General features: G+C 58.2%; 7 protein-coding genes. All 7 read right to left on the reverse strand.

The window, feature by feature from the left end:
* Positions 1-35: 35 nt before the first annotated feature.
* Positions 36-3,746, reverse strand: a complete 3,711-nt coding sequence (locus SH661x_RS11100) for a DUF1553 domain-containing protein (protein WP_437230932.1) — start codon at positions 3,744-3,746, stop codon at positions 36-38.
* A gap of 199 nt (positions 3,747-3,945) precedes the next feature.
* A complete protein-coding gene (locus SH661x_RS11105; RefSeq protein WP_437230934.1) occupies positions 3,946-5,760 on the reverse strand; it encodes a hypothetical protein in 1,815 nt (604 codons plus the stop codon).
* Complete coding sequence (locus tag SH661x_RS11110; protein WP_437230936.1) at positions 5,757-6,278, reverse strand: RNA polymerase sigma factor; 522 nt, start codon at positions 6,276-6,278, stop codon at positions 5,757-5,759. Before SH661x_RS11110 ends, SH661x_RS11105 begins: the two co-directional genes overlap by 4 nt.
* A gap of 186 nt (positions 6,279-6,464) precedes the next feature.
* Positions 6,465-6,893: a hypothetical protein gene (locus SH661x_RS11115; RefSeq protein ID WP_437230938.1), complete on the reverse strand. Its 429-nt coding sequence runs from the start codon at positions 6,891-6,893 to the stop codon at positions 6,465-6,467.
* A complete protein-coding gene (locus tag SH661x_RS11120) occupies positions 6,893-7,852 on the reverse strand; it encodes a DUF1559 family PulG-like putative transporter (protein WP_437230940.1) in 960 nt (319 codons plus the stop codon). The genes SH661x_RS11115 and SH661x_RS11120 overlap by 1 nt, the downstream gene beginning before the upstream one ends.
* 663 nt (positions 7,853-8,515) lie before the next feature.
* The gene (locus tag SH661x_RS11125) at positions 8,516-9,958 is read right to left on the reverse strand and encodes a DUF1501 domain-containing protein (protein ID WP_437230942.1); all 1,443 of its coding nucleotides are present in this window, start codon (positions 9,956-9,958) and stop codon (positions 8,516-8,518) included.
* A 13-nt stretch (positions 9,959-9,971) separates the two neighbouring features.
* Positions 9,972-13,259: a PSD1 and planctomycete cytochrome C domain-containing protein gene (locus SH661x_RS11130; protein WP_437230944.1), complete on the reverse strand. Its 3,288-nt coding sequence runs from the start codon at positions 13,257-13,259 to the stop codon at positions 9,972-9,974.
* Positions 13,260-13,283: the final 24 nt, after the last annotated feature.

The following is a 13,283-nucleotide window of genomic DNA, read 5'->3' on the forward strand; positions in this document are numbered from 1 at the left end:
GTTGTCTCCTGATCATCTGAGTTGGCTCACGGAGGTCATGGGACCCAGACGAACTCACCGAGATTCATCACACTCCAGACCACATCTTCATAGGTTTCCCGCCACTCGGTTCGCAGACGCGGATCCGCTGGAAGCCCCGCCCGTGCCCGCGATTCCAGTTCCAGAACAATGGTGTTGGATTCGGGACGCAGGTGATTCGACCAGGTCACCACCGGTAACGGCTCCCACACCGGAGGAGCAGACCGTTCGTTTTCCGGGAGCACCCGCCGTTCAAAATCAACCGCAAGATCCGCCACCAGCGGGCCTTTCTCAGCAGCACTCGGCCGCCGACTGAGAAAACGAAGGAAGATCGCTTCGACGAGCTCATCAGGCGATGAAGCAGCAACGGCTTGCGTGGCCAGCCCGCTATTGAGAGAGGCGCGGGTCATGATGACTGACAGCGTACTGTTTTCGAGCACCCCTGGCTGAAGGACGCTGGCTGCCGTTTCACGATCCGTACGGGGACTCTGCCGGGCCCCGCTCCATCCAAAGGCTTCCATCACATCGGTCACTGTGCGTGCCCGGGGAAGGTTCAAACTGGGGCGATCCCGTTCATTGGCGAGGTTGGCGAACATCCACGCCCGTTTTGGAATTCCCAGCGTCAGTCGACCGCTCGAAGCACGGCGTCCGTCCGGATCGAAGGTCAGCTCCTCGGACTGAAGCGGCTGACCCCCGGCAACGGACAGAGAATCAACGACCTGTTCCGCCGTCATCCGACGACGGTCAGGCGAGTTGAAGAATCGAAGTTCAGGGAGAGTCGCCTGATGACTGCCGCTCGCTTCCCGCTGATAGAGTTCCGAGGTGAGAATCAGTCGAGCGACATGCTTGAGATCATAGTCATGCGTGATGAATTCCCGGGCCAGCCATTCCAGCAGGTCCGGATGACTCGCAGCATGGCCTTCCCAGTCCGCAGGAGGTTCCACGATCCCTGCCCCGATCAGCTTCCGCCAGATGCGATTGACGATCACCTGCGGGAACCGGGCGTTGGCTGGGGCGGTCATCAGAGCTGCCAGACGTTCACGCGTGTCTTGCGGATTCTGCATCAGTGCATTGAGAGAATCGTCGTCAGCACAGCCGGTTTCAGCGGCGAAAGGCCAGGCGGGCGGAACGGGCTGGTCCGGCTTGAGGGTCACCTGAATCAGCGATTCGCGTTGTTTCTTCTCAAAGAAGGCTGAAGGAACCCGACTGCTGGCAGGCACCGTCAACTGCTTTTTCTCGAACATCGCAGCGAGAGCATACAGGTCCTGCTGCGTGGTGCTGTGATACGGCGAATCGTGGCAGCGGGCACACTGGAGTTCGATTCCCAGAAATGCGCTGGCGACAATCTGTCCTTTGGCGGCCATGGGAGCATCGTTGTTTCCAGCGATGGCGAACCCGGCGCTCCCTCCCTCGTGGGGACTGCCTCGCAGCAGGATCAACTCTGTAACAAGCCGATCGAATGCCTTGTTGTCCCGCAGAGAATCGTACAGGAACCAGCGAAACGGACCGGTGGTGTTCAAGCTGGTGTTGATCAGAGTCGGGTTTTCCGCGAGCACATCCTGCCAGTACCCCATCCAGTGATCGGCCCAGCGAGGATCGGCCAGCAACCGGTCGACAGCATTTCGCCGCTTGTCAGGACTGGAGTCCAACAGAAATGCCTGCAGCTCCTCGATGCTCGGAATGACTCCGACCGTGTCGAGCGAGAGTCGTCGCAGAAAGGCCTCATCGCTGAGAACGGCTGTGGGAGCAACCTCCTCTGGCTTGACCGGAAAAGGAGGCCATTCCGCGCCGTTTCGAATCCATTCTTCCAGCAAAGCGATCTTTTCCGTTGCCAGTCCCACGCCACCCGGCGGCATCCGCTCATCAGGATCTTGCGAATGGATGCGGGAAACGATTTCACTTTTCTTCAGATCACCCGGGGTGATGGCGGGCAGGCCAGTGTCTCCACCCTGGCGTGCAGCGGACAGGGAATCGAGCATCAAGCCACCCTTCCCTTTATCCCCATGACATCGTAAGCAGTTGTCACGCAGAATCGGCAGGATTTCCGTGTGAAACTTCAGGGCAGACTCGGCATTCGTTGTTGAACTGACAGCGAGTGCTGTCTGGATTTTTGCTTGAAGAAAGGCATCGATGGGATGTTCGCTGGAGGAAGTTGATGGAACGCTTGGAGCTGGATGCTGCCGGGCCCAATCTTTTGCGACATTGTGACGTTGGTTCCAGAACGGATCCTGACTGGCAGCAGCCTTCCGCCGCCGTTCATCATTGAAAACCTGCAATTCCTCATGTTGCCGCTGCAGAGCTTCGCTCACCGCAGCGTCGGTCAGTGGCAACGCCTGTTCCATCCGGGGACGAAGCAGGACGAACGATGTCCTGTCATCCGTTTCGACAGCGACGCAGGTTTCTCCGGGATCGGTTCGAAAGTTCTTTCCCCCCACCAGCGTCTCGAGGATCACCCGGCAATTTCCATCGGAGCCGATCGTGGCTTCCGCGATGACCTCCTGCTGACGGTGTTCGGCCCTCCGCAGATGGGGGTGTGGCGGAGTGGCCAAGGGGGTGACAGGTTCCTCTCCGCTGGGGGACCCCTGGACGGGCTGGCTGCGGGCGATGACTTGCCCGTTGACCCAGAGTCGACTCAGCCCGCGGGTGCGCATGAGAAATCGATGCGGACCGGGCGAGAGCTTGAACTCCGTCGCCATCGTCATGAGCACGGGGGCCTGCCAGTTTTCCCGGATCCCCCAGTCGTCGTATCGCTGAGGCAACTGATCGATCAGGAAGGTCTCCGTCTCCCAGCGCAGACTCTCTCCTGGCAACTTCTCGTGTTGTTCCAGCCACCGGTCGTGAGCCGGCATTCCTTCGCGAAACGTCAGCAAGACGTTGTCGCCTGGAAGCGCTCCAAGTTCCGGAGACACTTCGGGTGCAAGTTGATTCGAGGGTTCTTCGCCGCTGCGACGATACCTCGCCTTCAGGACATCATCCGAAAGAAGTTCCCGATAAACTGCGATTGCATCCAGCGATCCGCGCAGGCTGCTGGCGGGATAGCCTTGCATGGAAGAACCGATCCAGATGCTGTCGTTATCGACGACCGGAGGATCGCGGGTTTCGCCCCCCAGGTCCCAGCGGCCCTTCCGCAGCTGACCGTCGATCCACCCCCGAATGCTCGAAGGGTCTCCGAACCGGTAACTGATAGCGACATGATGCCACGCGGGCCCAGGCAGGAATCCACTTTCCGAGGTCCAGCGGTGCCAGTGGTGACCACCTTTTTCCTTGTTCTGGGACTCTGTCGCGAACAGAAAACTGACACTCGCTTTGCCGTTCTGCTCGCGGACTCGCAATGCCCAGTTCTGGTTGTCGGGATTGAAGTTCGGGGCGCCAGTCCGTCCTTTTCCAATCAGGTAAACGTTTTCTCCTGAATGGAGTTCGGTCAGCTGCACCCACGCTTCCAGGGTGATTTCATCCCCATTGGTGAAGTCGAACCTGCTGCCGGTTCCCGGATCGTCAAAGGAGAGATAGGCGCCATCCCCATCCAGTTTGACCGCAGTATTATCGGGGCCGAAGTCGGGGTATGTCGGCGGACGCGGACCGGGCTGATCACGATGGACTCCCCCATGCGACTGCAAGGGGGTGGGTTCCTCTTCACCGAAATCCCAATGCGCGACCGGCACCGGATCCGCCCCGTGTGCAATGCTGAAGGTCGCCACGAACACGAACATGATCACGAACCTGGACACTCGCGAGCAGAGCCTTCTCCATAACAGGAGTATGGAGGCGAGACGCGATTTCTGCGTGCTGATTCGGTCGGACATGGGAATGCTCAGGTGAATCTTTCAAACCCTCGATCGGCGGGATGGCGGGGAGGAGAGTCGGCACTGGGCCACTCTTTCGGAATGATTCTGAACGGTCACGCGTCAGGAACAGTTGTGGCCCGGTTCATGGAGAGAGAACTTTCAGTTCCGATGACGTTTCGCCCTGTGATTCAGGTGCGGAAGAGTCATTTGTCTCTGGAATCGGAGTCGGGAACCCTGCGATGAAAACGGGGTCGACATAGCTGGTGTCGTCGTCGGCATCCTGAATGAACAGTTCGTCGACCGCTTCATTCTCGGCGAAGCCAAGGTCTGTCAGGTCAATCCCGACAGCGAGTGCGCGAAATCCGGTCTGGGTCCGGGCGCGATTGCAATCATTCGAATTCAGCTCAGCCATTGAAGCGACCGGTTCCGGAAACTGGTAAAGCTGGAAGCTGGCCAGTTGATAGACTTCCGGAGAGGCCATCGTCAGATCATACATGCGGATCGTGTGTGAACGGCGTTGTCCTTCAAAGTGCATCGGACTGATGTGGAAGGCGTCGCCATCCGGAGGGTTCGAGAACGATTGAAGTTCGAAAAACACGATGTCCGGTCCGGGGCCGTTGACGACCGGTGTCTGGAAGCGGACCGCTAATCCTTGCGTGTTGGGCTTCAACGGATCTTCCGGGAACTGAATCACCGGGTCCGAGTCCAGTGGTTCTTTGTGGCCGCCCGGGTTGAGCACGCCGGTGTTCAATGTCCGGTCGGAAAGCCAGTCGCTGCGCCGTTCCGGAAAGTTCTCTCTTCCGGCGAGGTGTCCGCTGCGGTCAGCGACTTCACGAGACTTGAATGCAATCAACTCGACGGGGATCAGCTCTTCCACCGGAAACGTGATCGTGTTTCCGCCCCGCTGCACCGTGACACTGACCAGATTCTCAGCGTGCCCCGCTGGATTCGTTGTCACTTCGTAACTGATGATACGATCGGGGAGTCCGCGTCGATACTGTTTAGGTTCAAACTTCACCGGGATTGCCGCTGCCGTTTCGACTCCGGAAAATCGCTGCGCCTCCCGATGTTCCAGACGCGTCTGCAATGGCAAGGCATGCGTCCCGTCCCCTGCTCCTGGAGTGTCATGCGAAGCGGAAGTTCTTAGATCAGCTTTCCAGTAGATGTCAGCGATCCCCTCAACCACCTGAACTTCCGTGTCGATTCCTTCGCTGACCTTGACGGTGAATCTCGTTCCACGGTCCACAACGCGCGTCACCGGAGTTTCCAGCCGAAAGCCTTCAGCACCATCCGGGGCGTGTACGGAACATCGTCCGGTATCAACCGCCAGACAGTCGTCAGCGAGGATCCTGAACAGGGCGGGAGCCTCGATGATGGCAGTGGCTCCTGCTGGGAATTCCAGTTCGACCATGCCATGCGTCAGCACATAGTCGTGACGTGCCGAGAGCATCGACCGCAAGGGGGGAAGAAGCTCGCCAAAAAGCTTCGCCTGCGAGGACCCCGAAAAACGAACTTGCGGTTCCAGCGGCAATACCGCCACAGTTCCACGCGGATCTGCCTGAGGTTCGAATTCAACAACCTCGCCCGCCGCCGGCCCGACGGCAACCGGCGCCGGCATCCAGATGTCTCTGGTGAAGATCACTCCCGCCAGGCCCAAGGCTGTGGCCAGCCCAAACGTCCTCAGCAGGATGGATCGCCAGGATCGCTTTGTACTGGACGCATGACTGCTCGAAATCTCAAAAGCTTCGTGACGCATCACTCCATGGATCGCGGCAGACTGAAGCTGCAGGTCCGCAAAGGTCTGGAGTTTTTTTGAATCCGTCAGCAGTTCTTTCTCGAATTTTGAAAACTCTTCGAGCGACAGCGATCCATCCTGGTACCGCACCACCCGTTGCAGGAATGGCAAGTCGCCAGCCGCGGGCGAATCAGTGTTGGAGTGATTTCGATCTGCGTTCATGCTTCACCCTCGACCAGCATCCTCTTGCGTACGCACTCGCCGAGCGACTTATGAATTCGCGCCAAGGCCTGGTACACCGTCTCCAGCTTGCGATTGAGAAACCGGGCGACATCACCGCCCGACCGGCCCTCGAAGTAGCGAAGTCGCAGGATTTCGCGATTGTTCTGAGTCAGTTGTTCCATACACAGCTGCAGAGCTTCCTGTTTCTCCCGAAGACTGGCCGCCCGGTCTTTGGGCCAGATCTGTGACAGGGCATCGAGCACATCTGAGCTCAGTCCGAGATACTTCCCGTCGCGCGCCCGCATCAGATCAATCGCTCGATTCCGGCCAACCATGTGCGCCCAGTTCACCAGATGATCCAGTGATTCAAACTCTTCCTCGCGACCGATCGCCTTGACACAGACATCCTGAAACACATCTTCAGCCATGTGATAATTGCGGGTCATCGTGGCAATAAACGCGGTCATCGCCAGACGCTCGCTGAGCAGCTTGGCAGCCACTTCTTCATTCGAGAGCATGAAACGCCTTCCCGATATTCAATACGAAGCTCGCGGCCGGACATCGACATTCAGATTTCAGTCTCACGGAAACTGAAGCTGGAAGATTTACTTCTGAATGCTGCACATCCCGTCCCAAAACCGCAACACAGCCCTTTCCTGCATCGGGGTGGCATAGAAAAACGCGGCGTCCAGCTCCGGGCACGACTATCGACGTCCCGCTTCCCTGGGGACGAGCACATCAAGGACGAATTTCTCTTTGGGGATGTCCTGCTTCAGGCTGAAATCTTTGAACAAAAGTCCCGGATCCTCCCCTTCCAGAACATTCTGGTTTTTCATTCCGGTGACCGTAATCAACATCGGTCCCCCCACAACACCAGTGCCCCGGTGAAGTGCGGTACTGTACGAGCCGTTGATGATCTCCGCAGATCCTTGCGGGCCGCTGTTTCCTGCTTGAACATCGGGATCGAAGATGATGCTGCCATGCGGCACAGGCTGGCCGTCGAAGGTGACCTGCCCGCTCACCTGATATCGAACAGGTCCCTCAGCTACCTTGGCACATCCCGAGAGCAGAAGGAGCAATCCCGCTGCTCCGAGAACATTGATGAATTCACATCGCATTTTCAGGGATGACATTACATTGCACCTGTCACTTCCCCGCTCGAGCGAGTGCTCAACGAACGATAGACGGTCATGTCGATGTTGTCGCTGAGAAACGAAACGGCCCCATCCGCCATTCCGACCTGAATTCCTCCGGTATGTCCGCTGTTGAACATCATATGGTTGAACGTGGGGCTGGAGATGACCGGCGTGGCTGCGTTGGGAGCGTAACGGATGCTCCTTGCTCCAGTGATGCAAGGTCGCGAGTTATCATCGGTTGTTCCTCTCATCCAGGTCCGGAAGCAGCAACTTTGCATATCCAGTGAGTTACTTGAACTCTCCGCAAGCAGCAAGGTGTTGCTCGACCCGTCCGTGACGTCCCGCATCGACTTTGATTCTCCCCAGACAAGAATCCCTTCGGAGCTGTATCCGCCATAATTCGCCTCAGCGGTGTATGGGTAAACACTCCCTGTGACGGGATTCACCGGAGTTCCACTTCCGCCGTAAGGACCAAGAACACCCAGATAGTGCGTTGTTGAAAGTTTCGACGATGCACTGCTGAGTTCTGACGGATGATTCGAGTAGCGAACGGAGCCGGACGGGCACAGGAAGACAGAAATGGGAGTGACCGCCAGATCTCTGTTGGTGTCCCAGGCGATGGCATTGAAGTTAAACTTGGAATACAGCGGGGCCTGATCGATGTAAGGCAGCAGCGACGCGTGAAAGCTGAGGCCTGTCCCGCGGGAAGGAGCGGTGGTCGAACCGATTTTGAACGAGCCGGGAGGAAAGACCCGGTACGTGTCGTGGTAGTTGTGGAGTCCGAGTACCAGTTGCTTCAGATTGTTTTTGCACTGCGAACGCCGTGCTGCTTCGCGGGCCTGCTGAACCGCCGGCAGCAGCAGGGCAATCAGCACCGCGATGATGGCAATCACCACAAGGAGTTCGATGAGCGTAAATCCCTGCCGGCGGGCACGAACTCGACATGAATTTATCAAGGGAACCTCGCACTAGACTGAGTGAATGAGATGTCAAAGATGGCAACTACGAAAACACTTCGGTTCGGAGAATTGGCCGCGAATTTTCCGATGGGCGTCACTCTGACCGCGCGAATTTTCCAAGGTGGGCAACAACGCATCAAAGTTCGCCATGGCTACTACGAACACATCGACAAAACTCGACATGAGAAACCTGATAGGAAAATGAAATTTTTGACACAGCTGTCGCTGGCGGTGCGGTCGACAGTGTAAGTAACGTTCGGGCAGGATGTTGCGGTGAGAGGTGTATGCCCCGATCATGTCACCAGTTGGTTTCGAACGGCCGCCTGTCCGACATGTGGCAGCCAGTCCTGCAGATTGGAATCGCCGGAGCCGACAAAGCAGGTCGGGGTGCCGGGCTTTCATCCTGGTCGTCATTTCAATCTGGCGGGCGACACTGACAGGCGGATCTTCCGGAGGAAGGTACCCATCAGAATGCAGAAGCGAGTGCCGATCGTTCCCTGGCCGCGAACCAATGGACGCGCCAGCGGAGCATCCGGGCCGGGTTCGAGGGCTTTATCAAATGCGAGTGAAATCCCGAGTCGATCGAGATGTTCACGAAACAAAGACGCGTTCTTCAGCGTGGCGATGCGAGGAAACTCAAGAGAATGCCGACTCCTCGCTTCACGTCAGGATGTCATGAATGACGTGGCCGTGCACATCGGTCAGTCGCATCTCCCGGGAGCTGAAGCGGAACGTCGTCCGGGTGTGGTCAAGTCCCAGCAGGTGCAGCATTGTGGCATGCAGGTCATGAATCTCGAGCTTGTTTTCGATGGCTTTGTAGCCCCAGTCATCGGTGCTGCCGTAGCTGAGCCCTCCTTTGACCCCACCTCCAGCCATCCACATCGAAAAACCAAACGGATTGTGGTCGCGGCCATCGGACCCTTGCGCGAAGGGGGTTCTGCCAAACTCACCCATCCAGACAAGGAGAGTTTCGTCGAAGAGCCCACGCTGCTTGAGATCGGCGATTAAAGCGGCGATCGGCTGGTCGATCGTCACGGCGTTCTTTTCGTGTCCATCCTTGAGGCTGGAGTGCTGGTCCCAGCGATCTCCGTTGCCGCCCGGACAGGTCAGTTCGACGAATCGAACTCCGCGTTCGACCATGCGCCTGGCCAGCAGGCATTGCCGGGCAAAGGTCTTTGTTCCGTCCCAGGGGGCGTTCATGCCGTACATCTCCTGTGTCGCAGCGGATTCGCTGGAGACGTCGACAAGTTCCGGGACAGCGGTCTGCATACGGAATGCCAGCTCCTGATTGGCAATCGCAGATTCCATCTGATCCGAAACTCCGAATCTGGCGAGAGTCTGATCGTCGAGCTGTCGGAGGAAATTCAGCTTCTGACGCTGGAGTTTTGGGGTTGCCTCCAGAGGCTGAATGTTGGCGATCGGGTTCGTTCCCGGCTTAATGACTGATCCCTGAAAACTCGCGGGCAGGAATCCGGAATTGAAGTTGTCGAGGCCGCCGGGGGGGATCAGGCCACCATTGATCACCACAAAGCCCGGAAGATTCTCGGACAGACTCCCCAGCCCGTAACCGATCCACGCCCCCATGCTCGGGCGTCCCTGCAGGCCGGAGCCGGTATGAAGGAAGTAGTTCGCGGAGGTGTGTTCCGGAAACCGGGACGTCATCGACTTGATGATGCACAGATCGTCGACATGCCGGCACAGATGCGGAAACAGGCTGCTGATCCAGTGTCCGCTCTCGCCGTACCTCGCAAAGGACCACGGGGACTTCAGGACCTTGCCGACGTTGTTGAACTGAGTCGGCTCCAGCTTGCCAATGGCAGTGCGGGGATCTTCGCCATCGTGTTTCGCCAGCAACGGCTTGTAGTCAAAGGTGTCGACCTGCGAGGGGCCGCCGTCCATATACAGGAAGATCACGCTTTTCACGCGAGGCGAAAAATGAGTTGCCTTCGGCGCCAGCTGACCCTTGGTCGCGCCCACTCCCGTTTTCGTCATCAACGCAGTGGCGGCGACCGCCCCGAAGCCGGCAGCACAGCGGGCGAGTGCGGCACGACGGGAGATCAGCGGGCTTGTGAATCCATGATTCGGATCAGATTGTGGAGACACCGGCGACCACCCTTTATTGAATGAACAGGAACTCTTTGCGGTTGAGCAGGAGATGGCACAAGTCGGTCCAGACCTGTTCCTCGTTCGGCGGATCTCCTGGGGCTGCGGCCTGCTGCTTCAAAAACTCATGAACCGTCTTCAGTTCTGCGGAGTCGGGAGGATGTCCATACGCCTGCAGGAAGAGTCTCTGAATTCGCGAATCGGCATCGGATTCCTCAGCGATGCTTTGACGGGCCCACAATCGGGCCTGTTCGACCACAAAGGGATCGTTCATGAAGATGAGCGATTGCGAGGGGACATTCGAAACGGCTCGCCGACCCATACAGCTGAACGGACTGGGCATGTCGAACGCGAGCAGGAATGGTGCCAGGAAATTCCGTCGGACTTCCTGATAGACACTGCGACGGCCGTTCCCATCAAGAGGACCACTTGACCCGGGCTGCCCGCGACCCTGCATGAACGGCGTCAAATGAACCGGCACGCTGGGACCCGACATCGTCGCATCCAGTCGCCCCGACACCGCGAGGATCGAATCCCGCAACGATTCCGCAGGGAGTCGACGCAGAGGCATGCGGTGCAGCCAGACATTGTCGGGATCTTTCTCCTCCGCTGCAGCGTCGGTTGGACGACTCGACATCCGGTATGTCTGGGAGAGGACAATCTCACGAATCGTGTGTTTGAGCGATCGTCCATGCCGATCGAAATCAAGAGCGAGCCAGTCCAGCAGTTCAGGATGCGATGGAGGAGTTCCCATCACCCCGAAATCGTCAACCGTGGGGACGATTCCGCGGCCGAAGAGATGATGCCACAAGCGATTAACGATGACTCGCGACAGGAAGGGGTTCTGGGGATCCGTGATCCGCTCAGCCAGTTCCTTGCGGCCGCTCCCTTGCTTGATCGGCGACTGCTCTTCCCCGGAGATGGCAAGCAGGAACCGCCGCGCGACCTCGGGGCCAAAATTCGAATCGCTGCCGCGAATATGAACGGGTTCATCCAGCCCGTCCCCTTCTGAAATTGATAGTACGCCGATGGGGCTGGGGACTTCATCTGCGCGGGTCAGCAAGGCTGCTCGGGCCGTCCTCAGGCGTGAGCCGGTTTCCAGCAACCGGTGCCGAAGCATCCAGTTCAATAACTGCGTGGAGTGACTATCGACTCGTCCTTCCGCAGCGTCGTGAAGGGCCTGCCGCCATGTCTGCTCGCAGCTGGCCGCCAGACTTTCCCGACTTGTGATCTGTTCATCTCTCGCAATCTCCAGCGAGATTTTCGAAGGGGGATCGACCGGCGGAGCCCCATCAGACATCCAGATTTCGTCGACGGCAGCGTACCCATCCCCTTCATCCAGGATTTCGAGATGTGCACGACGACCCAGGTAGTCCTTCAGGTCTCCCGACTGCGTGATCCATCCGAACCGGCCTTTGGTGTCGACGTTCTTTCGAATGGCATCGCCGAACAGCAGTGGTTGAAACTCATCCATGAAGTAGTTTTCGATAATCACTCGCAGCGTAGCGTTCTTCGCATTGAGGCGAGTATGCACATGCGGATGAGTCAGGATGAACGTGGGGGAACGCACCGCCCCACGCAATCTGGGTGAGACGGTTCCGCTATGTGCGGTGCCGGGCATCAGGATCGAGATCTCATCCCCTTGAGGATCCAACGCGAGCGAACCGGTCTGGAAACGAAACGCCGGACCGCTCGACATCCAGCCTGTCCACTTCGACTCGGGCGATCCGTTCAGCTGGACAGCGGTGGCCCGACTTTCACGTGCTTGAAGCTGCGTGCGGTCGAGCTGTTCTCGCAGCTGATTGCGGGCGGCAGCGAACCCGGATTCGGGGATGTCATTCAATTGTCGCCACACGTGGACGGGGTGCTGCTGATTCTCGAGTTCTGTGTCCTCGAGGGCCGTCACCCAGCGCAGGAGGAGTTCGTGGTCGAGCTGAAGTTGTTTCGCCAGCCGCTCGGAATCAGCACGAGAAGAGTTGGGGCTGGCTCGCAGACTCCCGGCAGCATTGAGGTAGCGGGAGATGACCCCTGGCTCATTCAGGGAATCATCAGCCAGAGATTCCCGGAGGGCACCATGAACCAGCTCTCGTGATTTCTCCAGTTCCTGCACGGCTGCTTCAATCTCCCCCTGCGAATCCAGCCAGGAAATCTGACGGCGGGAGCTGTTGAGGATGCCATAAAGTGCGTAGTAATCCTCTTTGGAGATGGCATCGAACTTATGGTCATGGCAGCGGGCACAGGCGACGGACAGTCCCAGAAATGCCCGGCTGAAAACATCGATCTGATTCTCGATCCGGGTGGACAGATCTGCTCGGACATCCGTCGGAGCATGGACCGCTTCGCCGAGAAACCAGAACCCGGTTCCGATGACCGATTCATTCGTGCCGTCCACGGGATGGAGTCGGGGAGATGAGACCAGATCCCCGGCAACGTGCTCCCGGATCAGTTGGTCATAAGGGACATCCGCATTGAACGCTCTGATCAGATAATCCCGGTAACGGGCAGCATGGTGAATTGGAAAGTCGAATTCATGCCCGTGCGTTTCGGCATAGCGGACCAGATCCATCCAGTGCCGGGCCCACTTCTCGCCGAACTGTGGTGAAGCGAGCAAAGCGTCGACGACCTTCGCTTCCGGATCGGGGCCGGTGTCCGAGAGATAAGCGGAGATCTCTTCCGGCGTGGGGGGCAAACCGATCAGGTCAAATGACACGCGTCGCAGCCAGGTTGCCTTTTCACTGGCGGGTGCGGGTGTCAGTTCATGCTCGCGAAGTCTCGAAAGAATGAACTGGTCGATCGGACCTCGTGGCCACGCAGATCCTTCGACTGTCGGAGGAATACGATTCTGAAGCGGCTGCCAGGACCAGTGTTCATCGCGTCGCTGCTTCCAGTCGAACGTGCCGGCGAGAGGCATTGGTGCAGCCTCTTCGGGCCAGACTGCCCCCGCTTTGACCCAGTCGACGAGAATCGCAATCTCCTGATCGGAGAGCTTTCCCCGAGGCGGCATTTCGTAGTTGCCGTAATTCACCGCATCGATCAGCAAGCTTTCGTCCGGGGCCCCCGGGACGATTGCAGCTCCCGAATCACCTCCACGGAGATGCCCCGCGCGGCTGTCTAGAAAAAGTCCTCCCTCAAGTCGCTTCGCTTGCTGGCTATGACACTCGTAGCAGTGTCGAATCAGAAGGGGACGGACGTGCTTTTCAAAGTTCGTCAGAGAAGCTGGATCATCACTCAGGGCGATTGCTGGGAGTGTCAGACTGCAAGCGAAGCTCAAGCAGCGCAGCAGGCTTGAACGATTCAGCATTTGGGACACCAGTGGTGAGGCAGG

The sequence above is a fragment of the Planctomicrobium stercoris genome (genome assembly GCF_051465655.1).
GTDB lineage: Bacteria > Planctomycetota > Planctomycetia > Planctomycetales > Planctomycetaceae > Planctomicrobium.

Coding starts and splice junctions, on each gene's coding strand:
- SH661x_RS11130 (WP_437230944.1), bottom strand. CDS start 13,259: ATGCTGAATCGTTCAAGCCTGCTGCGCTGCTTGAGCTTCGCTTGCAGT.
- SH661x_RS11115 (WP_437230938.1), bottom strand. CDS start 6,893: ATGTCATCCCTGAAAATGCGATGTGAATTCATCAATGTTCTCGGAGCA.
- SH661x_RS11105 (WP_437230934.1), bottom strand. CDS start 5,760: ATGAACGCAGATCGAAATCACTCCAACACTGATTCGCCCGCGGCTGGC.
- SH661x_RS11110 (WP_437230936.1), bottom strand. CDS start 6,278: ATGCTCTCGAATGAAGAAGTGGCTGCCAAGCTGCTCAGCGAGCGTCTG.